Below are 21,844 nucleotides of genomic sequence, written 5' to 3'. Positions count from 1 at the left end.
GGGATAGCTCCCGGTAAGGTTGGATCTGCTGTTTTAGACGCCCTTGAACACCAGCGATGCGTTGGTACCGCCAAAGCCGAACGAGTTCGACAATGCGACGTTTACCTTACGCTGCTTGGCCTCAAGCGGAACCAGATCCATACCTTTGCAGGCTTCAGACGGATTTTGCAGGTTCAGGGTCGGTGCAACCACACCTTCGTAGATCGCAAGGATCGAGAACACAGCTTCAATCGCGCCAGCCGCACCCAGCAGGTGACCGGTTGCCGATTTCGTCGATGACATCGAAAGTTTCGATGAGTGATCACCAAACAGACGCTTGACCGCACCCAGTTCAATTTCATCACCCAACGGAGTCGACGTACCATGAGCATTCACATAGTCGACGTCTTCCGGGTTCACACCGGCATTGCGCAACGCATTGCGCATCGAGCGGAAACCACCATTCCCATCCGCAGCCGGAGCCGTGATGTGATAGGCGTCGCCCGACATGCCGTAACCGCCGACTTCGGCGTAAATTCGTGCACCACGTGCCTTGGCGTGCTCGTATTCTTCAAGCACCACACAACCAGCACCTTCGCCCATGACGAAACCGTCGCGTCCTTCGTCCCACGGACGCGACGCTTCGGTCGGGGTATCGTTGTAACCGGTTGAAAGTGCACGGGCAGCAGCAAAGCCAGCCATGCCAAGACGGCAAACTGCAGCTTCTGCACCGCCAGCAACCATCACATCGGCATCACCAAGCATGATCATGCGCGATGCGTCGCCAATGGCGTGTGCACCGGTCGAACATGCTGTAACAACAGCGTGGTTCGGGCCTTTAAGACCGTGTTTGATCGATACCTGGCCAGAGACCAGATTGATCAGGCAAGACGGAATGAAGAATGGGCTGACGCGGCGGGTTTTGCCGTTATTAACCAACTCGGTGGCTTCAGAGATCTTTGGAAGACCCCCGATACCTGAACCAATCAGAACACCAGTATTTTCCTGATCTTCGTCGGTTTCGGGTTTCCAACCGGAATCGGCAAGAGCCTGATCGGCCGCAGCAATCCCATAGACGATAAAATCGTCCATTTTCTTCATGTCTTTAACTGAGACATGATCTTCCGCGTTGAAAAGTCCGTCACCCTGACCACGTGGCACAAGTCCCGCGATCTTTGCAGGGATATCGGACACATCGAAAGTATCGATGTTCTTGATTCCAGATTGGCCAGCCAGCAGTTTCTGCCACGTGTTCTGTGCGCCGCTTGCAAGCGGTGTAACAGCACCAATACCGGTAACAACTACGCGTCTCATCCCGCACTACGCCTTTATTTTATGAATCCAGCAAAGACGAAAAGGGCGCCTGAGGATGCCCTCTGGCGCCCATGTCTCACAGCAAAATTAGCTGTTAGCTTTTTCGATGAAGTCAATCGCGTCTTTGACGGTCAGAATTTTCTCGGCTGCGTCATCAGGGATTTCACAACCAAATTCTTCTTCAAACGCCATAACCAGCTCGACAGTGTCCAGGCTGTCTGCGCCCAGATCGTCGATGAAGCTGGCGTTTTCAGTGACCTTGTCTTCTTCAACACCAAGGTGTTCGACAACGATCTTCTTCACGCGATCTGCGACATCACTCATAGCTCAAATCCTTCAATAGGTTTTCTGTCAGTTATCGTTTGCGTGGTCCCGGTCTGCTCCCCCTATTGAAGGAACTTCCTGGGACCGGAAACCGACAATACCCATTGCCGGTTTCAAGATTTTTTATAGCGGCCTCTTTTAAACAGAAAAGCAAGCAACCCGCAACGGGTTAAATCATCGCCATTCCGCCATTCACATGCAAGGTCTGTCCTGTGACATATGAAGCTTCGTCACTGGCAAGAAACAGAACCGCTGCTGCGATCTCTTTGCTGTCGCCCATGCGACCGGCAGGAATGCCTGCCAAAAGTTTCTCTTTCTGCGCATCACCGAGCTCTTCGGTCATTGCCGTGGTGATGAACCCCGGTGCAACACAGTTAATCGTAATACCGCGCGCAGCAACTTCCTGTGCCATCGATTTTGACCAGCCAATCATGCCTGCCTTCGCCGCCGCGTAGTTTGCCTGTCCCGGATTCCCCGTGACGCCAACAATCGACGTAATGTTGATGACACGACCATGACGGCGCTTCATCATGCCACGCAAAGAATTCCGTGCAAGCTTGAATGCAGATGTCAGGTTCACATCAAGAACCGCCTGCCAGTCTTCGTCTTTCAGACGCATCGCAAGCTGATCGCGGGTAATGCCGGCATTATTGACCAGAATATCCAGCTGACCACCAAGGGCTTCTTCAGCCGCCTTGATCAAACCGTCAACCGATTCTGTATCCGAAAGGTTCGCTGGAACAACAACGGCGTTTTCACCGATCTCGGCGGCAACCGCTTCGAGACGTTCCGCACGGGTCCCCGACAGAGCAACCTTCGCACCGGCCTGCGCCAAAACCTTGGCGATTTCGCCACCAATGCCACCCGTGGCACCAGTTACAAGTGCGGTTTTCCCTGCAAGATCAAACATAAACTTTCTTTCCCTTTTTGGGTTCGTCGTGGTCACGACACTTTTACAAAGTGCCGAGGAATGCTTCGATATCAGCCGGTCCATTTACCGAAGTGCCGGTCAGGTCGCGGTCGATACGACGTACCATTCCCGTCAAAACCTTGCCCGCGCCAATCTCGACAAGATCGGTAATACCCTGTGTCTTCATATAAAGAACAGACTCGCGCCAGCGCACGGTCCCGCAAACCTGCTCCACAAGGAGTTTACGAATGGTTTCCGGATTGTCAGTTTTTTCTGCCGTAACATTCGCAACAACCGGCTTACCGGGCGCATTCATCGCCACTTCGGCAAGGGCCTCGGCCATACGATCAGCCGCTGGCTGCATCAACGAGCAATGGAAAGGAGCAGACACCGGCAGAAGAACGGCGCGCTTGGCACCTTTTTCCTTAGCAATTTCAATCGCGCGTTCAACAGCAGCCTTATGACCAGATACGACGACTTGTCCATTGGCATTGTCATTCGCGGCGGTGCAAACTTCGCCCTGTGCAGCTTCCTCAGCCACAGCAACCGCATCGGCAAAGTCCAGCCCCAAAAGGGCTGCCATTGCACCGACACCAACTGGAACTGCGGCCTGCATGGCTTGACCACGAATTTTCAAAAGACGTGCCGTATCGGCAACCGCAAAAGTCCCCGCCGCAGCAAGTGCTGAATACTCACCAAGCGAATGCCCCGCGACCAGATCGCATTTGTCGGTCAGCGTGAAGCCACCTTCGTTTTCCAGAACGCGGGTAACAGCAAGACTGACAGCCATCAGCGCAGGCTGTGCATTTTCCGTCAGGGTCAGTTCATTTTCCGGCCCCTCAAACATCAGCGCGCTTAATTTCTGTGAAAGCGCGTCATCAATTTCCTGAAAAACTTCGCGGGCAACCGGGAATGCTTCCGCCAGTTCCTTGCCCATACCTACCGCTTGCGACCCCTGACCGGGGAAAACGAGTGCGCGTGTCATTATACTTAATATACCTTTGTCAGCTTATGCGAAGGCTGCGCCGAATATCGGCCCCTCAAAATTGAGGCCCTCTTGATACCGTGCCCGCCCCGACTGTCAAGAACAGATACGGCTTTTTGGCTCGTCACATACACACCTTGACACCAAGGTGGCAGGAAATTTCATGATTTCAAGTCAAAAGGCAGCGAACATGTATGACATGCTCGCTGCCTTTCTCGAAGAACTGTCTATCATGCAGCGCACAAATTCGTGCACTTTATGAACTGATTAGCCGATATAGTGCTGCATGCTTGAAACAACGCTGTCCGCGATATGCGACTTCGTAATCACGCCGCGAATATCGTCCTGACGTGGCACCCCGCGGCACGGCCTGACGACGACAGCAGCGCGTGCCTTACGGCGTTCCATGCGCTTGATCACGTCATACATATTCATATCATCAACCACGACAACGAAGTCTTCCTTGATCACTTCCTTAAGTGCCTTGTGTCCCTGATCGCCTGCAACCGCGTACAGCGCCGTGACGTCAGGAATAACACCTGCAATACGCCCCCCTTCCATCACAACAAGCGGTTTTGCCACAGGTGATGGACCAATCTTCTCGATCACTTCAGAAACACGTAAAGATGCATCGATATAAATCTGATCGGATGTCATGATTTCGCGCACCGGGTGGACCATAAACATGTTGCTGTGACGTTCCTTTGGAATGTGACGACCACGCAACACAAGTTTGGATGTATAGATCGTCTCAGAGATGATCATCCGGCGGAAGCCAAGCGCAATCGCAACCGCAACAACCAGTGGCACAATAATATTATAGTCGCGGGTCATCTCGAAAATCATGATGATCGCGGTCATGGCCGCACCAGTACCCGCCGCGACAACGCCGCCCATACCCACAAGCGCAAATTCAACCGGCGTAATGCCCGCATCCGGGAAGATCATGTTGCCGACAACACCGACAGCAGCCCCAAGGGTCGCACCGACAAACAACGACGGCGAGAAAACACCACCAGATGCCCCAGAACCAATGCTGACAGATGTCGCATAAAGTTTGGCAAAGAACAGGATCACCAGCAACGGCAAGGACGTCATCGTTCCACGCAGGATTTCCTGAATGACCCCATACCCCACACCGTCGACATAGTAATTGCCGCCCGTCAGCAGCAAAACATACATCAGAATGCCGATCGACAGCATACCAACAGCATGGCGGGTATAATCGTTGCCCGGCATCTTTTTAAACAAGGTGCTGGTCACCAGCATGGAACGGATCAACGCCCAAGCCGCAATCCCACACAACACACCAAGAACAACATAAACAATCAGCGCCTGAAGATCGACGGCCGAGACCTGTGGCACGGCGGCCAATGGCACCTCGAACGCGGGTGCCAAACCAAACGAAATGCGTCCGATATAGGTCGCCGCCCCGGTGGCAATCACGACCGGCAGGAATGTGCGCGTTGAAACTTCTGGCATCATCAGTTCGATGGCAAATAGCACCGCACCAAGTGGCGTATTAAATGTTGCCGCAATTCCGGCCCCAGCCCCGGCGGCAAGCAATGTGATGCGTTGCCCGGTTTGCAAGTTGAACATTTGCGCAATGCTGGATCCCAGCGAAGAGCCGATCTGAATGATCGGGCCTTCACGCCCGACCGATGCCCCGGTCCCGATGGAAAGCGAAGATGCAACCGACTTGACCAACGCCACCATCGGGCGAATACGGCCCTGTTCGAAATAAATGGCGTTCATCACCTCGGGCACCCCATGGCCTTTGGCTTCTGGCGCGAATGTATTAACAAGAAAAACAACGAACAAACCACCGATGACCGGCACCAGAATGACCAAAGGGCCCCAGGTGCTGGGCGCTGTCAGCAGATTTGCATCATAATTAATGGAAAAGACGCCGTAAAAGGCGACGTTATGAATAAGCGCGACAAGCGCACGGAAAACAACCGCGCCATAACCTGTGACCACGCCGACCACAAGTGCCAGCATACAAAGACTTAGCATAGATGCCCTGCGTGAGGACGCAGCATCAATTGTGGGTTCTACCATCACAAAACCACGGGTAATAAAAGACAATGCTTTGGTTCGGCATTAACACACAAAACACCCGCCCCGGTTTGGTATAACGGCCCCCGTGATTTCAACGGGGACAACCAACAGGAAGCGAGAATTACCGGACCAGCGAATGCTAACAGGCCTACTCCCTTGAACTTTTTGTTTCAAGTGTGAACCACTTCACGCATAACCGACCTTAGGAAAGTGCAACTCTTACAAAGACGTGCATAGAAGGCTGAAACATACGCAAACGCACGCGTTGCGTCCAAATTGCGATCCTGACGCCTACTTGTGGAAAAGGTGTATTTGGCGTTGCACTAATGGGCGAAAAGTGTATATTCCGCCGTCTCACGGCTCCTTGCCGGGATTGCCCGGCTATGCCTGCATGACATGAGGTCATGTTGGGAAGAGATAAGCCACAAGGAGTGATTAGGAGTATTATGAGCAAGTACGAAAGCGTGTTCATCGCACGTCAGGACTTCTCGACCGCACAGGTCGAAAGCCTGAACGAAAAGCTGGTCCAGACCGTTGAAGGTCTCGGCGGCAAGATTGCTAAAACCGAATATTGGGGTCTGCGTTCCCTGACATACCGTGTCAAGAAGAACCGCAAAGGCCACTATACTCTCTTCCAGATTGAAGCCGACCACGCAACGATCGCGGAATATGAGCGTCAGATGCGCCTGAACGAAGACGTTCTGCGTCAGATGACTGTCAAAGTTGACGAGTTCGAAGAAGAACAGTCAGCAATTCTGCGTAACCGCGACGAGCGCGGCGGTCGAGGCGGTAATCGTCGCGGCGGTCCCCGTCAGCACGGCTAACAGATAGCGAGGAGAATATATTATGGCTGGACGTCGTCTGTTTTTCCGTCGTCGCAAAACCTGCCCGTTCTCGGGTGCGGATGCGCCGAAGATTGACTACAAAGATGTCAAACTGCTGCAGCGTTTCGTTTCCGAACGCGGCAAAATCGTTCCGAGCCGTATCACTGCGGTTTCGGCCAAGAAGCAGCGCGAACTGGCAAAAGCCATTAAACGTGCACGCTTCCTGGCGCTGCTGCCTTATTCCGATCAGGTTTAAGTCAGTCGGCAAGAGACCCGTTTATGGTCTCGGGTCGGGAGTAAATAATGCAACGTGACACCCTTATAGCTATTGGCTCGGGACTTGGCAGTGCCGTCCTGTTTCTTCTGGTTCTCTCGGGTAATCCGGTTGCGCTATTACTTTCATATTTCGGGCATCTGCCGCTTTTCCTTACGGGATTGTGGCAAGGGCCCAAACGCCTGCTGGTTGCGGCATTTGCCGCATGTAGTGCCCTTGTTCTTTTGGGGGGATTACTGCCTTTCACGGTCTTTATGGTCGTGTTTGCCGGACCAGCGATGTTGTTGACCCGCATGGCGCTGGTCATTCGGAAGGATCAAAACGGCAATCTTGCCTTTATTCCTTCCGGAGTTGTTGTAAGTGCCATGGCTGTCATGGTCGCGACGGTGATGATTATCATTACCGGAACACTGACGGCGGAAGGTTTGGACATTCAGGAATTCGTTTCGCAATTCCTGAGCCAGATATACTCGGAAATGGGCGTCCCTATGACGTCTGATGTTCAGGGTCTGATTGGTATGTTCAAGATTTACTTCCCGGCGATTGCTGCGGTGAGCTGGCTTCTTATGCTGTTTGCCAATGCAACAATCGCACAGGCAATTTTGGTACGTGCAGGCAAAAACCTGCGTCCGACACCAAAAATGGCAAGTTTTGCCCTGCCTGGATGGTCGCTGTTTGCGTTTGCCGTGGCTGGTTTTACGGTCGGCTTTGCCGATGGTTCTCTGGCCTATGTGGCGCGAAACGTCGCGGTGGTACTGGCGGTGCCGTTCCTGTTTCAGGGATTGGCGCTGGTACACGGGCAGGCAGCCCGATGGCCGCAAAAACGTATGATTCTGACGGTGTTCTACATCGTCGCGGTTCTGTCTAGTTGGTCGTTTGTTGCGATCACCGGACTTGGAATTGTTGAGCATTTAATCAGGCTGCGGGGGAAAGAACCGATGACCCGTAGCAATGAGGAGGATCGGTGATGGAAGTTATTCTGCTCCAGCGGGTAGAAAAACTCGGTCAGATGGGTGACGTAGTCACTGTCAAGCCGGGCCACGCCCGCAACCGCTTGCTGCCGCAGGGCATGGCCCTTCGTGCAACCAAAGCAAACCTTTCCGTGTTTGAAGCACAGAAAGTACAGCTCGAAGCTGACAACCTTGACCGCCGCAAAGAAGCCGAAGCGGTTGCCGAGAACATGGGTGAACTTGCTGTTACCCTCGTTCGTCAGGCATCCGATGTTGGCCAGCTTTACGGTTCGGTAACTGCACGTGATATCTCGACCGCAGTAACCGATGCAGGTTTCACTGTTGCCCGTACCCAGGTTGTTCTTGATCAGCCGATCAAAAACCTTGGTCTGCACCAGGTCAAAATCAATCTGCATCCGGAAGTCGCTGTCGAAGTGACTGCCAACGTTGCACGTTCCGAAGAAGATGCCGCTGAACAGCTCCGTAAAGGTGCTGCTGTTCTTGGCACGATCGAGGAAATGGAAGCGGAAGAAGAAGAAGCTCTCGAAGCTGCTGAAGAACTCTTCGAAGAAGAAGTTCCAGAAGAAGCTTCTGCAGATGCTCCTAACGAAGAAGACACCAAAGCGTAATCGCTGGTCTTTTTCGACGCACTTTGGGAAACGGCATATCCATCCGGATATGCCGTTTTCTTTTTGCCCAATTTGGAAAATCACCCGAATTCAATAATTTATTTGAATCGCGACCTCTGCGCTTATGGAATACCCGCTATGATGTATACCGATTAACTCTTTGCCGCCAACCAGATGACTGATACCTTTTCCGCCCATGACAGATCCCAACTTAGACGCCCTATTTGCTCCTCTTGATGTAGACCACGGTGACGGTGCCGATATGGTGCTCGAACGCATGGCTCCGCATAACTTCGAGGCAGAAGCAGCCTTGCTCGGCGCGGTACTCAATAACAACGCCGCCTATGAGCGTGTGTCTGATATCTTGCGCCCGGAACATTTCGCCGATGGCCGCCACGGCAGTATTTTTGAAGCCTGCGGCAAGCTGATCGAACGCGGACAACTGGCCAACCCGGTCACGCTGAAAGCCTTTTTCAAGCAGGATGAACACCTGGCCGAGATCGGCGGTGCGCAATATCTGGCCGAACTGTCAAACAATCTTGTGTCGGTGATCAACGCCGGTGATTACGGCAAGCTGGTCTATGACCTGTATCTGCGCCGCGAGCTGATCGAGCTTGGCGAAGATGTGGTCAATGACGCCTATCAGTACGAACTTGATACAGACGCCACCAACCAGATCGAAAAAGCCGAACAAAAACTGTTCTCGCTTGCCACCGCCGGGTCGGCGGAATCGGGTTTTGTCGCCTTTGGCCCCGCATTGGCCAAGGCCTATGAGAATATCGATCACGCCTATAAGAATGCCGGGCGTGTGGTTGGTGTCACAACGGGTTTGCGCGACATTGACCGCAAACTTGGGGGTTTGCATCCATCTGATTTGCTCATCCTTGCCGGGCGTCCGTCGATGGGTAAAACAGCCCTTGCGATGAACATCGCCTTTAATGCCGCCATCGCATCCAATCAAAACCGCGCACAGGGCGAAGACACCCGCGACGAAATCCGTACGGGTGCAATTGCCGTCTTCTCGCTTGAGATGGCCGCCGAACAGCTTGCCGCGCGTTTGCTGTCGCAAGCCGCCGAGGTTTCTGGCGACAACATGCGCCGTGGTGACCTTAACGAGCAGGATTTTGAACGCCTGCTGTTGGCAACCCAAGAACTCAACACGGTTCCGCTGTATATCGATGATACACCGGCCCTTCCGGTATCGACGTTGCGCACACGTTGTCGCCGCCTGAAGCGTCAGCATGGCCTTGCGATGATCGTCGTCGATTACCTCCAACTTCTGGCACCACCGACCAACTTCCGCGGCGATGGCCGTGTACAGGAAGTTTCGGAAATCACCCGTATGCTCAAGGCAATTGCCAAGGAGCTTGAAGTCCCCGTTTTGGCCCTGTCACAGCTATCGCGTGCGGTCGAACAGCGCGACGATAAACGTCCGCAGCTTTCTGACCTTCGTGAATCCGGCTCGATCGAGCAGGACGCCGACGTTGTGATGTTCATTTACCGTGAACAATATTATCTCGAACGTTCCGAACCGGTCCAACGCCCGGAAGAAGCCACCGATAAATTCGGTGAACGCTATTCACATTGGCAGGACCGTTTGAACCACGTCTACAACACCGCAGAGGTTATCGTCGCCAAGCAACGTCACGGCCCGGTGGGCAACGTGCGTTTGTTCTTTGACGGGAACTACACCAAATTTGGCGACCTTGATCACACCGAAGAAGAACATGAATAGGGATCTTTTCCATCCCTAAACGGACTCCACGGGGTAATTCGAATGACTGTTTTTCCCGCCGTCGGCCGTGCTGCCGAGTGCGCGGAACTGCAAATCAATATGAAAGCAGTTGCCGACAACTATAAGACTTTGGCCAAGCGCTATACCGGTCGCACCTGTGGTGCTGTGGTAAAGGCAGATGCCTATGGCCTTGGTGCGGATATGATTGTGCCGGTCCTCAAAAAACAGGGCTGCCGACTGTTCTTTGTCGCCCAGGCCAACGAAGCCGCCGAGCTTTTCCCGCTTCTGCGGGGCGGCGGACGTATTGCTGTTCTCAATGGCGTCTTACCCGGTGACGAGGAGTTCTTTATCGAGAATGATGTCATTCCGGTTTTAAACGACCTTGAACAGATCGAACGCTGGTCAAACCTGTGCCGCGAACACGAACGCCCGGCGCCGGCCTTTATCCATCTTGATACCGGCATGAGCCGCCTTGGCCTGTCGCCCCAAGACGTAAGTGATCTGGTTGATCGGTACTCATCACTGCTCTATGGCTTTGAAAAGGCGGGTTATATGACCCACCCGGTCGCCGCAGACGAACACGAAAACCCGATTACCAAGCGACAGTTTGATCTGTTTATGAAATGGTATCGCCGCCTTCCACCTGCACCGCGTGGTTTTTGCAATTCATCGGCCATCTTCCGTAACGACGACTACCATTTGGAATTCTGCCGTCCGGGCTTTGCACTTTGGGGCGGGAATCCAACCCCCGAAGCCGAAAATCCGATGCGGTCGGTTGTGACCCTCAATGCCAAGATATTGCAGATCCGCGAAATTCCAGCCGAACAAACTGTCGGATACGGCGCATCGTGGAAAGCCACGCGCAAGTCGCGCATCGCAACCATTGCCGTTGGCTATGCCGATGGTTGGCTTCGGTCGTTGTCCAATGCCGGAAAGCTTAAGATTAAGGGGCATGCAGTCCCCTATGTCGGACGGGTTTCGATGGATGCCATAACGGTTGATATTACCGATCTTCCGGGTAAACCGCTTAAGAGTGGCGACATGGTATCATTGCTTGATGAGAACATGACGGTTGACGACGTTGCATCTGCTGCTGGTACAATCGGTTATGAAATTCTAACTTCTCTTGGACATCGCTATCGTCGGGTCTATACAGAAAGCTGAATGATAAAAAACGGTCAGCTATAATGGGTTGGCCAATAACAGGGGTAATCAAGGTTCCGATGCCGATCTTTGCGCCGGTTGGCCGTATGTTTCTTTCGTTTTTGGCTCTTGTCGGGCGTGTCACGGTGTTTGCCGGGCGTACCATTGGCCATATGATTGCCCCGCCGATCTATTTCCGGCTTATTTTCAAACAGATGCGTGAAATCGGCTATTTCTCCTTGCCGGTTGTCGCGATGACAACACTGTTTGCCGGGATGGTTTTAGCCCTGCAGTCCTATTCAGGGTTTTCACGGTTCTCTGCCGAAAGTGCGGTCGCGACGGTTGTGGTCATTTCCATGACCCGCGAACTTGGCCCTGTTTTGGCCGGACTGATGGTTGCCGGGCGGGTTGGTGCCGCTATTGCGGCTGAAATCGGCACCATGCGTGTAACCGAACAGATCGACGCGCTGGTCACCCTTTCGACCAATCCGTTTAAATATCTGGTGGTGCCGCGCGTGATTGCCGGATTGATCACCCTGCCAATTCTGGTCCTGATCGGTGATATCATCGGCGTTCTGGGCGGATATCTGGTCGGTGTGAACAAGCTTGGCTTTAACGAAGCATCCTACATCCGCAGCACGTTCCAGTATCTGGAACAGCTTGATGTTGTATCGGGTCTGGTCAAGGCGGCTGTGTTTGGCTTTATCATCACCCTGATGGGCTGTTACCACGGCTATAATTCACGTGGTGGCGCACAGGGCGTTGGTCAGGCCACCACCAATGCGGTCGTATCAAGTTCAATCCTGATCCTGATTTCGAACTATGTCGTCACCGAACTGTTCTTCACCCGCTAAGGACAGCAAACAGATCATGAGCACCCCAGCCAAAATATCCCTGCGCAATGTTCACAAGGCCTTTGGGGCCAAGAAGGTGCTGCAAGGGGTTGATCTTGATGTCGCAGCCGGTTCCTCGGTGGCGATCATTGGCGGCTCGGGCACGGGAAAATCCGTCACCCTGAAATGCATTTTAGGCCTTCTGACCCCCGATCAGGGATCCATCGTCATTGACGGTCTGGATATGACGACCGCCATCCGGTCCGACCATGAAGCCATGCTGGCCAAGACTGGCATGCTGTTTCAAGGGGCCGCCCTGTTTGATTCACTTTCTGTCTGGGAAAATGTTGCCTTTGGCCTGATCGAAGGCAAAGGCATGAAGCCCAAGCTTGCCCGCGATCTTGCGATTGCGCGACTGGCGGATGTCGGGCTTGACGCCGATGTTGCCAATCTGTCGCCGGCATCCCTGTCGGGTGGCATGCAAAAACGCGTTGGCCTTGCACGCGCCATTGCGACAGAACCCGAAATCCTGTTTTTTGACGAACCGACCACCGGCATCGATCCAATCATGGGCGATGTTATTAATGACCTGATTGTCAAATGTACCCGTGAACTCGGCGCAAGTGCTGTTACCATCACCCACGACATGGCCAGCGCGCGTAAGATCGCGGACCGGGTTGCCATGCTGTATCAGGGTAAGATCATCTGGGATGGACCCGTGTCGGAAATAGATCAGACCGATAACCCGTATTTGCAACAGTTCGTTGCTGGTGATATCGAAGGACCACTTGATCTTGATCTCAAACATCTTTGATCTAACCTGACATACCTGCCCTTCATCCCATTCTACGTTTTTCAACGTTTTCTTATGATCTGCGGAGCATTCAGTGGCCAAAACCCAAAGCCGTTTCATCTGCCAGAACTGCGGTGCCGAATATCGCAAATGGACCGGGCGATGCGAGGGCTGCGGCGAATGGAACAGCATCGAAGAAGAACGGGTTGAAAAAGGCCCCAAGGCCACAGGCGGTATTTCCGGTGGCGCCAAAGGCAAGACCATCGATTTCGTCGCCCTTGAAGGCCAAAGTGCCAGCCCACCACGCATGATCAGTGGCATTGCCGAACTTGATCGTGCGTGTGGTGGTGGTCTGGTGCCGGGATCTGCCCTTTTGGTTGGCGGTGATCCGGGCATTGGTAAATCGACCATCCTGCTACAAGCCGTCGGTGCGATGGCTGCAAAACACAAATGCGCCTATATCTCGGGCGAGGAAGCCATTGATCAGGTCCGCATGCGCGCCGCCCGTTTGGGGCTTAGCAAAACCAAGGTCGATTTTGCCGCCGCGACCAGCCTGCGCGACATCATCACAACCTTAGAGGCCAGCTCACACGAAGTCGTGGTCATTGACTCGATCCAGACCATGTATGCCGACACCCTTGATAGTGCGCCCGGCACCGTCTCGCAGGTACGCGCCTGTGCACTGGAACTGATCCGTCTGGCCAAACGTCGGGGCTTTGCCATCCTTTTGGTCGGACACGTGACAAAGGAAGGCCAGATTGCCGGTCCGCGTGTTTTGGAACATATGGTTGATACGGTTCTGTATTTCGAAGGCGAACGTGGCCACCAGTTCCGTATCTTGCGCGCAGTGAAAAACCGTTTCGGTGCCACCGATGAAATCGGTGTGTTTGAAATGGGTGATGCCGGTCTGGTCGAAGTCCCCAATCCATCCGCCCTGTTTTTGGCCGACCGCGACAGTCCCGTAAGTGGTACCGCCGTCTTTGCCGGACTTGAAGGCACCCGCCCGATGCTTGTCGAAATTCAGGCATTGGTCGCACAATCGGCACTGGCAACCCCGCGTCGTGCGGTTGTCGGTTGGGATTCGGCCCGTATGAACATGATTTTGGCCGTCCTTGATGCCCGGTGTGGCTTGGCATTGGGTCAGTTTGACGTGTATCTGAACGTGGCCGGTGGCTTGCGCGTGGGTGAACCGGCGGCCGACATGGCCGTTGCCGCCGCTCTGATTTCGGCTGTGGCCGATAAGCCGGTTCCCAATGAAACCGTGATTGTCGGTGAAATTGGCCTTTCGGGTGAAGTCCGCCCGGTCGGGCAACTCGAATCGCGTCTGAAAGAAGCCACCAAACTTGGCTTTGGTAACGCCTACACCCCGAAAAACGGTATACAGGCCAAGAAAAAGATATCGATCAAGGGCCTCAATCAGACTGAAATCGGCCATCTTCAGGATTTGGTAAACCTCTTCGGCGACGATGTCCGTGACAAGGTGCGTCCACGCGAAGGCATGTACTAACCGGTCATTGTGCCTTAAACACGCCTAAGCCCCTGACAAATATGCAGACAGACTGACAAGGTTTACCGATACATGGATTTCTCCGCCCTCCCCGATCTTGGTGCACGCGATGTGTTTGACCTTGTCATTGTCGGCATTGTGCTGGTGTCGGGTATCTTTGCCTTTTTCCGCGGATTTATCCACGAAACCCTGTCGATGATGGGCTGGCTGGGGGCTGGGCTTTGCGCGCTGTATGGTTATCCGGTTGCACGGCCCTATGTGCGCGATTTGATCCCGTCTGAACTGATTGCCGACCTTGCGACCGGCATCGGCCTGTTTTTAATCTCGTTCCTGATTTTCTCGTTCATCAGTGGCCGCATCGGACGGGCAGTGCAAAATTCCGGACTGGACAGCCTAGATAGTACGCTTGGCTTTGTTTTTGGTCTGCTGCGCGGCGGATTGATTGTCTGCGTCGCCTTTCTTGCCCTGTCGTGGTTGCTACCTGCCACCTCACAACCAGACTGGGTGCGCGATGCCCGTACGCGTCCGGTTCTTGAGGAAGGTGCCTTCCTCATTATGCGCATGGCTCCTAACGAAATTTTCGATACCACAGCCGAAGAACTGGCGCGTGCCCAGCGTGACGCCGATGCAAACGAGCAAACCTACCGCCAACTTCTCGGCCCGGAACCAAAAGGGACTGGACCAGCGCCCCTAAACGGGTATACAAGGCCCTCGCGCGATGATCTGGATCGCCTGATTGAGGCGACCACTAACGAGTGAGGCGTGTGGGTATCGCAAAGAGTGCGGCATCCCTGCGCCACCGGCGAGAGAGCGGAACCCACTCATGCTGACCACCAATCCATTTGATGACGACAAGCTGCGTGAAGAATGCGGCGTTTTCGGTGTTTTCGGATCCCCGGATGCCACGGCATTGACGGCCCTTGGCCTTCATGCTTTGCAGCATCGCGGACAGGAAGCAGCAGGCATTGTATCCTACGACGGCGAAGATTTCCCCGCACATCGGGCCTCCGGTCAGGTCGGTGATATCTTCGGATCAGAAGACGTAATCAAAAGCCTGCCAGGCCACCGTGCTGTTGGCCACGTGCGGTACTCCACCGCCGGCGGCAAGGGCCTTCGCAATGTTCAGCCGCTGTTTGCGGATTTTGAATTTGGCGGACTTGCCATTGCCCACAACGGCAATCTGACCAACTCGCTTGCCGTACGAGAACGTTTGGTCAAACGCGGCTCCATCTTCCAGTCGACCTCGGACACCGAAACCTTCATTCATCTGATCGCGACCAGCCTGTATGAAAAGATCGTTGACCGTCTGATCGATGCGATCCGTCAGGTCGAAGGCGCTTATAGCCTTGTGGTCATGACCCAGAAAAAACTGATCGGTGTGCGTGACCCGCTGGGCGTGCGTCCGCTGGTTCTGGGTAAATTGAATGACGCCTATATCCTGTCCTCGGAAACGGTTGGGCTTGATATCGTTGGCGCGGAATTCATCCGCGACGTCGAACCGGGCGAAGTTGTCGAGATTACCGACAATGGCGTTCGATCAATCAAACCTTTCAAACCGGTCAAATCGCGTTTCTGCATTTTCGAACATGTCTATTTCGCCCGCCCCGACAGCATCGTCGAAGGCACAAGCGTTTATGACGTGCGCAAAAACATTGGCCGCGAACTGGCCCGTGAGTCGGCCGTTGACGCCGATGTTGTCGTGCCAATCCCCGATTCCGGTGTACCGTCCGCCCTTGGATACGCAGAAGAAAGCGGCATTCCCTTTGAGCTTGGCATTATCCGTAACCATTATGTCGGTCGTACCTTTATCGAGCCAACCGATCAGATCCGCCACCTTGGCGTGAAGCTGAAACATAACGCCAACCCCGGCAAGCTTAAGGGCAAGCGCGTTATTCTGGTTGATGACTCGATCGTGCGCGGCACCACCTCGACCAAAATCGTCGATCTGGTGCGCAACGCCGGTGCGGCAGAGGTGCATATGCGCATCACCAGCCCGCCGACCATGAACCCGTGCTTCTATGGCGTTGATACCCCGTCCAAAGACAAACTGATGGCGGCCAATCACGACATTGAAAGCATGGCAAAGCTTATTGGCGTCGACAGTTTGGCCTTTGTCACGATTGATGGCCTGTATCGTGCGACCGGTCTTACCGGCCGTGACAATGACAGTCCGGAATTCTGTGACGCTTGCTTCACGGGTGACTACCCGATCAAGCTCACCGATCACACTGCCGAAAACAAGGGCCGCAAGCTCAGCCAGCTGGTCGAAAGGCAATCTGCATGACGGATGTCAAACGTCTTGAAGGACGCGTTGCACTGGTTACCGGTGCATCGCACGGGATCGGTCGTGAAATCGCCAAGCGGTTCGCCGCCGAGGGCGCACAGGTTGTTGCTGTGGGCCGTAACGTTGGCGCACTTGAAGAACTTGATGACGAGGTCCGGGAAGCCGGTGGCAAATTGACCTTGCTGCCGCTTGATCTGACAATGTTTGAAAAGATCGATATTCTCGGGCCGTCACTTTATGAAAAATTTGGCAAGCTCGACATCGTTGTCGGAAATGCTGCCCTTCTGGGCGAATTGGCCCCGGTCGGTCATATCGACAGTCAGATATTCCAGAACACTTTTGCCACCAACGTCACGGCAAACTTCCACCTGATCCGCACAACGGACAAGCTTTTGCAGCTGTCTGACGCGGGGCGGGCGATTTTTGTGACCTCGAACGCCTCGGCAAAGGGGCGTGCCTTCTGGGGGCTTTATGCGTCCACCAAGGCGGCATTGGAAAGCCTTGTGCTGTCCTATGCTCAGGAAATGGAAGAAACGTCTGTACGGGTCAATCTGGTCAACCCGGGCCGCATCCGCACCAAGATGCGCGCAGAAGCCTATCCGGGCGAAGACCCACAGACGTTGCCAAGTGCTGACAGCATCATGGATGTCTTTGTCGATCTGGCAGCAGCCGATTGCACCAAACACGGCGAAGTCGTCGACGCCTATTAAGCACGAACCAAACACCGCATTTAAAGGCCGGGCACTCCCGGCCTTTTTTATGTCAGATCGACGCGTTCAATACAGAAATCAAGGAATGCACGGACACGGGCGGGCATATTGCCGCCCTGCCCGATATAAACAGCATGGATTTCAACACCGATCCCGGTATTAAACTGATCAACCAAAACCTTTAGCGCACCCGCATTGACATCCTCACGGATATGAAACGCTGCCAGCCGCACAATCCCCCCGCCTGCCAACGCAACCATCCGCGCACTTTCCGCATCCCCAACGCATGTTTTTCCCCCGGGCATCACGGTTTTGATTTCACCATTAACATCGAACGGCCATTCGCTGATCGCGCGCGGGAAGTTGTAGCCGATCAGCACATGCTCATTCAGGTCTTCAATCGATTGAGGCACACCGTGGCGTTCCAAATAACCGGGGGCTGCCGCGATGACCATGCGACATTCGCCGAGCTTACGCGCAATCAAGCCGGATGATTGCAACGGCCCGCTTCGAATGGCGATGTCGGCCCGTTCTTCATAAAGATCGACGACCTTGTCACTCACCGTGATGTCCAGATCAACGTTGGGGTAGAGCGTTTGGAACTCAGGGACCAGTGGCAATATACGATGCAGCCCGACGGGCATATTGACACTGACACGTAATTTTCCTTTGGGTTGCACGATGTTGGCGGCTTCTTCTTCCGCCTCACGCATATCGGCTAGAATGCGCACAGACCGGTCGTAATAGCGCTGTCCTTCGACAGTCACCAAAAGCCTGCGCGTCGAGCGGTTAAACAATCTGGCCGACAGCCGATCTTCAAGTCGGCCGACAAGCTTGCTAACCGCCGATGGTGTCATGTTGAAGTCTTTTGCAGCAGCCGAAAAACCACCCCGTTCGACAACCCGAACGAAAACTTCCATCTCACCCGATCGATTGGTATCAAGACGCGCCATAGTGAATTGAGCTCACAAATAATATTCCTAAGATACCTCTAGTTGAAAATATGCCCTCTGTCCATATTCGACCCCATCGCATGCTTGCTCAAAAATGGAGATCGAAATGGAATACAGACAGCTTGGCCGATCCGGATTGCGCGTCCCGGCATTATCTCTTGGCGCGGGGACCTTTGGTGGCACGGGACCGCTTTTTTCCAACTGGGGAACGGTTGACGCCAAAGGTGCCACCAGAATGATTGATATCAGCCTCGAACACGGGATGAACCTGTTTGATAGCGCAGATGTCTATTCAGACGGCGCATCGGAAACCGTCCTTGGGGCGGCCATCAAGGGGCGTCGGGACAAAGTTCTGCTATCGACCAAACTTGGACTTCCGATGGGTGATGGCCCCAACGACTATGGGACATCACGTGATCGATTGGTCAAAGCAACCGATGCCGCATTGATGCGTCTTGGCACCGACCACATCGACATCCTGCAACTTCATGCGTTTGATGCCACAACCCCGATTGAGGAAGTTATGGCAACGCTTGATGACCTGATCCGGGTTGGCAAACTGCGCTACGTCGGTGCGTCCAACTTTGCGGGTTGGCAAATCATGAAATCGCTCTCGATTGCCGAGCGTCACGGATATTCGCGCTATGTCGCTCATCAGGTTTACTATTCGCTGGTCGGGCGTGATTATGAATGGGACCTGATGCCACTGGCCGAAGATCAGGGACTGGGTGCCTTGGTCTGGAGCCCGCTTGGCTGGGGCCGCCTTACAGGAAAGGTTCGCCGCGAAACGCCGCTTCCAAGTGGCAGTCGGTTAAAAGAAACCGCCCAGTTTGGGCCACCTGTTGACGATGAAATGCTCTATGACATTGTCGATGTGCTTGACGACATCGCCGGGGAGATTGGTAAAACGGTTGCGCAAGTGGCGATCAACTGGCTGCTGCAACGCCCCACCATCTCTTCGGTTATTCTTGGTGCGAGAACAGAAGATCAACTGATCGCCAATCTCGGCGCGGTTGGCTGGTCACTTGATGATGATCAGATCGCACGCCTTGATCAGGTAAGCAAACGCACCCCACCCTATCCCCATTACCCCTATTACATTCAGGAAGGCTTTGCGCGGCTTAACCCGCCACGCTTTTCGTGACATCCCGCGGCAAGGAACATGTGTTTCTTGCCGCTACCTTTTGAATTTAAATTCTGTTAGCAACATCAATTGATTGCTTTCCCCGCCGTCGGATCGTTAGCATGACCTACCCGCATCAACACTCCGTCAAAGGGACGTCATATGAAATCGGCCATCCATCGCAAACAGCTCCTGTCACTTGCAGCCTTTTGCACGATTGGTTTTGCGACCCTGACAGCCAGTGTGACACCATCCCACGCCGCACAGGATGGTCCGAAGACGTCCTGGCCTGAAATGAGCGCAGAACGCGGTAAGGACCTTTTCGCCGAACGCGGCTGCGTTGTGTGTCATGCGGTGAATAATGTCGGAGGAGACATTGCGCCCAGTCTTGATGCATCCAACATGGATCAGTCGCGCAATCCGTTTGAATTTTTCGCCCGTATGTGGCGCGGTGCAGATGAAATGCTTCATCTGCAGCAAGCAGACCTAGGATATCAGGTTGATTTTTCCGGGCAGGATCTGGCAGACATCTTTGCCTTTACACAGGATGCCAGCATGCAGGAACGCCTGACGCAAAGCGACCTGCCCGATCACATCCGCGACATTATCGATAACGGGCCGTCGATCCCGGCGGAATAAGGCAAAGGCCCGATATCCCGGCCTACTCGCGGCTTAACCGGCGTTGTCTTTGCTGGTTTCAGACAAAAGGTCTTTTGGCATGTCGTTGTAAACGACAACCTTGTTTCGTCCGGTTTCCTTGGCATGGTAAAGCGCCTTATCAGCGCACTCCATCAGCAGCATTGTGCTATCAATTTCCTCGGCCAAAAAGACAATCCCGAAACTGCATGTCACTTTGAGTTGCTTGCCGTCAAAATTAAACGGCAAGGCCTCGATCGCAGACCGAATGCGTTCGATCAAAAGCATTGTGCCTTCTTTGTCGGCCTCGGGAATGACAATGCAGAATTCTTCGCCACCGATACGGCCAAACAAGTCAGACGTCCGCAGAGTATGTTCCACACAAAACGCAAGACCGATCAAAACCTCATCCCCGGTGGCATGTCCAAGGGTATCATTGACCTGCTTAAAGTGATCAATGTCGAAAATGGCCACAGCCAACTGCCCACTATAGCGCCGCGCTCTTGAGGCCTCCTCGTCCAATCGTTCCATGACATGGCGGCGATTATGGACACCGGTCAACGGATCGCGCACGGAAATCTCCGTTAGACGTTGATTGGCCTCATCAAGGTCACGTGTGCGTTCTTCGACTTTATGTTGCAGGTTTTCCTGCAAATCGTAAATGGATTCGGCCATATCGGTGAAAGATGCCGCAAGGTCCTTTGCCTCGCGCCAACCGGCCTCAACCGGTTGCACATCAAAATCGCCAGAAGCCAGCTTCTGTGTTGCTTTGCGAAGTTGCTCGACCGGCTTCGCAATCAGGCTGGCGATCAGAACTCCGACGACAATGGCAATAAGCACAAGTGCAATGCCTAGCATGACAAGATATTTATTGGCCTCATCTATGATCGCGGTTACTTCGCTTTCGTTGATCTTGGCGACCAAGCCAATATCCATATTTTTGATATACCGCGTAGAAGCCATGACAGGCCGTTCCTGATAATCAGGTGCATTCGCCATAATGATTTCTTTGCCAAGAAGTGCCTGCGTAATTGGTACGTCCAGACGATCCTTGGCAACTCGGCGGATAAAGGCGGCTCTTGCATCATATTTCAACGGCACCGCAAACAACGCATCGCCGTTTTCGTCACGTACAGCAAACAGCCATTCGCCTGTTTCTCCCAGCCCCGTGTGATCATTCACAAGATCAAGAATAAACTGGCCAGAAAAATCAACGACCATGTAGCCGACGGTACGGCCCTTCAGCTCAATCTCGGCAATACTGCGAACAATAAGTTCCTGAGAATGGCGCAAGAAAACAATCCGATCGCGCCCCTTGAGCATGGAACGATCAAAGGAGGTCGCCGTCCGATTAATCGAGGCGATAAACTGCCCGTTGGCCGCAAACACACCGATATCGACAATCTGTTCCATACCCTGCTTGGCTTCGTGCAGGCTGTTTTCAATCGTATCGTAAAGTGCATATTCGCGCGTTTGCGCATACTCACCCATTTGTTGCCGAAGCAGGGTGCGGTTCGCAAGCAACGTCGTATTGTCTTCGATGCGCGCAATCGCCGCCGTCAAACGTTGCTTAGCCAATTGCGAAACAGCGTTCAACTTGTCTCCGATCTGGTTGCGGTATTGCGTGGCAGAATAGGATTGAAGCATCCCGAAACTCACGAACAACGGCAGCACCGAGAGCACCAGAAAACAAATCACCAGCACATGCTTCAAACGCATTTAAATTATCCCACCCATTCCCTTATCGATAACGTCGCACATCACAGTCAGCTTGTCCGCGCCCAACTAGATATGGGGACTGGATGTGAAATTCGAACAATTAATCCGCTTGAGAAACAGAAAAATCGACTCTTCGAACCAAAGTATAAAGTTTTGAG

At 53.7% G+C, this 21,844-nt stretch carries 21 protein-coding genes; 14 read left to right on the top strand and 7 right to left on the bottom strand.

What is annotated here, in order from left to right:
- Positions 1–33 precede the first annotated feature (33 nt).
- From fabF to K355_RS22825, 5 genes are all read right to left on the bottom strand, one after another.
- Positions 34–1,293 (bottom strand): beta-ketoacyl-ACP synthase II, encoded by a 1,260-nt coding sequence (gene fabF, locus K355_RS0101110; protein ID WP_022730268.1) that lies wholly within the window; start codon positions 1,291–1,293, stop codon positions 34–36.
- Positions 1,294–1,380: 87 nt separating this feature from the next.
- On the bottom strand, positions 1,381–1,617 hold the full coding sequence (locus K355_RS0101105) for an acyl carrier protein (RefSeq protein ID WP_022730267.1): 237 nt from the start codon (positions 1,615–1,617) through the stop codon (positions 1,381–1,383).
- 169 nt (positions 1,618–1,786) lie between these two features.
- Entirely contained in the window at positions 1,787–2,527 is a 741-nt protein-coding gene (gene fabG / locus K355_RS0101100) for a 3-oxoacyl-[acyl-carrier-protein] reductase (protein ID WP_022730266.1), read from the bottom strand.
- Between the two features lie 43 nt (positions 2,528–2,570).
- Entirely contained in the window at positions 2,571–3,512 is a 942-nt protein-coding gene (gene fabD, locus K355_RS0101095; RefSeq protein ID WP_022730265.1) for an ACP S-malonyltransferase, read from the bottom strand.
- A 267-nt stretch (positions 3,513–3,779) separates the two neighbouring features.
- Positions 3,780–5,528: a chloride channel protein gene (locus K355_RS22825; RefSeq protein ID WP_211219009.1), complete on the bottom strand. Its 1,749-nt coding sequence runs from the start codon at positions 5,526–5,528 to the stop codon at positions 3,780–3,782.
- A gap of 491 nt (positions 5,529–6,019) precedes the next feature.
- On the opposite strand from K355_RS22825, the gene rpsF reads away from it, so the two are divergent.
- From rpsF to K355_RS0101025, 12 genes are all read left to right on the top strand, one after another.
- Entirely contained in the window at positions 6,020–6,397 is a 378-nt protein-coding gene (gene rpsF, locus K355_RS0101080) for a 30S ribosomal protein S6 (protein ID WP_022730262.1), read from the top strand.
- 22 nt (positions 6,398–6,419) lie between these two features.
- Positions 6,420–6,653, top strand: coding sequence for a 30S ribosomal protein S18 (rpsR, locus tag K355_RS0101075; protein WP_007090355.1), 234 nt, complete (start codon positions 6,420–6,422; stop codon positions 6,651–6,653).
- Between the two features lie 47 nt (positions 6,654–6,700).
- The gene (locus K355_RS0101070; RefSeq protein WP_022730261.1) at positions 6,701–7,639 is read left to right on the top strand and encodes a DUF2232 domain-containing protein; all 939 of its coding nucleotides are present in this window, start codon (positions 6,701–6,703) and stop codon (positions 7,637–7,639) included.
- Complete coding sequence (gene rplI / locus K355_RS0101065) at positions 7,639–8,250, top strand: 50S ribosomal protein L9 (protein ID WP_022730260.1); 612 nt, start codon at positions 7,639–7,641, stop codon at positions 8,248–8,250. The genes K355_RS0101070 and rplI overlap by 1 nt, the downstream gene beginning before the upstream one ends.
- Before the next feature lie 196 nt (positions 8,251–8,446).
- Positions 8,447–9,985 carry a replicative DNA helicase gene (locus tag K355_RS0101060; protein ID WP_022730259.1) on the top strand — a complete coding sequence of 513 codons (1,539 nt, stop codon included), beginning with the start codon at positions 8,447–8,449 and terminating at the stop codon, positions 9,983–9,985.
- Positions 9,986–10,027: 42 nt separating this feature from the next.
- Complete coding sequence (alr, locus tag K355_RS0101055; protein WP_022730258.1) at positions 10,028–11,149, top strand: alanine racemase; 1,122 nt, start codon at positions 10,028–10,030, stop codon at positions 11,147–11,149.
- A gap of 59 nt (positions 11,150–11,208) precedes the next feature.
- Entirely contained in the window at positions 11,209–11,982 is a 774-nt protein-coding gene (locus K355_RS0101050) for an MlaE family ABC transporter permease (RefSeq protein ID WP_022730257.1), read from the top strand.
- Between the two features lie 16 nt (positions 11,983–11,998).
- Complete coding sequence (locus K355_RS0101045) at positions 11,999–12,775, top strand: ABC transporter ATP-binding protein (RefSeq protein ID WP_022730256.1); 777 nt, start codon at positions 11,999–12,001, stop codon at positions 12,773–12,775.
- Between the two features lie 73 nt (positions 12,776–12,848).
- Positions 12,849–14,261 carry a DNA repair protein RadA gene (gene radA, locus K355_RS0101040; protein WP_022730255.1) on the top strand — a complete coding sequence of 471 codons (1,413 nt, stop codon included), beginning with the start codon at positions 12,849–12,851 and terminating at the stop codon, positions 14,259–14,261.
- Between the two features lie 72 nt (positions 14,262–14,333).
- Positions 14,334–15,020: a CvpA family protein gene (locus tag K355_RS0101035; RefSeq protein WP_022730254.1), complete on the top strand. Its 687-nt coding sequence runs from the start codon at positions 14,334–14,336 to the stop codon at positions 15,018–15,020.
- A gap of 64 nt (positions 15,021–15,084) precedes the next feature.
- Positions 15,085–16,545, top strand: coding sequence for an amidophosphoribosyltransferase (purF, locus tag K355_RS0101030; RefSeq protein WP_022730253.1), 1,461 nt, complete (start codon positions 15,085–15,087; stop codon positions 16,543–16,545).
- Positions 16,542–17,255, top strand: coding sequence for an SDR family NAD(P)-dependent oxidoreductase (locus tag K355_RS0101025; RefSeq protein ID WP_022730252.1), 714 nt, complete (start codon positions 16,542–16,544; stop codon positions 17,253–17,255). Before purF ends, K355_RS0101025 begins: the two co-directional genes overlap by 4 nt.
- A gap of 47 nt (positions 17,256–17,302) precedes the next feature.
- On the opposite strand, the gene K355_RS0101020 is transcribed toward K355_RS0101025, so the two are convergent.
- Positions 17,303–18,208 carry a LysR substrate-binding domain-containing protein gene (locus K355_RS0101020; protein ID WP_022730251.1) on the bottom strand — a complete coding sequence of 302 codons (906 nt, stop codon included), beginning with the start codon at positions 18,206–18,208 and terminating at the stop codon, positions 17,303–17,305.
- Between the two features lie 106 nt (positions 18,209–18,314).
- Between K355_RS0101020 and K355_RS0101015 the strand changes: the two genes are divergently transcribed.
- Positions 18,315–19,352 (top strand): aldo/keto reductase, encoded by a 1,038-nt coding sequence (locus K355_RS0101015; protein WP_022730250.1) that lies wholly within the window; start codon positions 18,315–18,317, stop codon positions 19,350–19,352.
- Between the two features lie 141 nt (positions 19,353–19,493).
- The gene (locus tag K355_RS22820) at positions 19,494–19,970 is read left to right on the top strand and encodes a c-type cytochrome (RefSeq protein WP_022730249.1); all 477 of its coding nucleotides are present in this window, start codon (positions 19,494–19,496) and stop codon (positions 19,968–19,970) included.
- A 33-nt stretch (positions 19,971–20,003) separates the two neighbouring features.
- Here K355_RS22820 and K355_RS24920 read toward each other — a convergent pair whose 3' ends face one another.
- Positions 20,004–21,686, bottom strand: coding sequence for a diguanylate cyclase (locus K355_RS24920; protein ID WP_022730248.1), 1,683 nt, complete (start codon positions 21,684–21,686; stop codon positions 20,004–20,006).
- Positions 21,687–21,844 lie beyond the last annotated feature (158 nt).

It is taken from the genome of Thalassospira lucentensis MCCC 1A00383 = DSM 14000 (assembly GCF_000421265.1).
In the GTDB taxonomy this organism is placed as follows: Bacteria; Pseudomonadota; Alphaproteobacteria; order Rhodospirillales; family Thalassospiraceae; genus Thalassospira; species Thalassospira lucentensis.
Note: the sequence above shows the minus strand (reverse complement) of the source record. Positions and strands in the feature narration are given on the sequence as shown.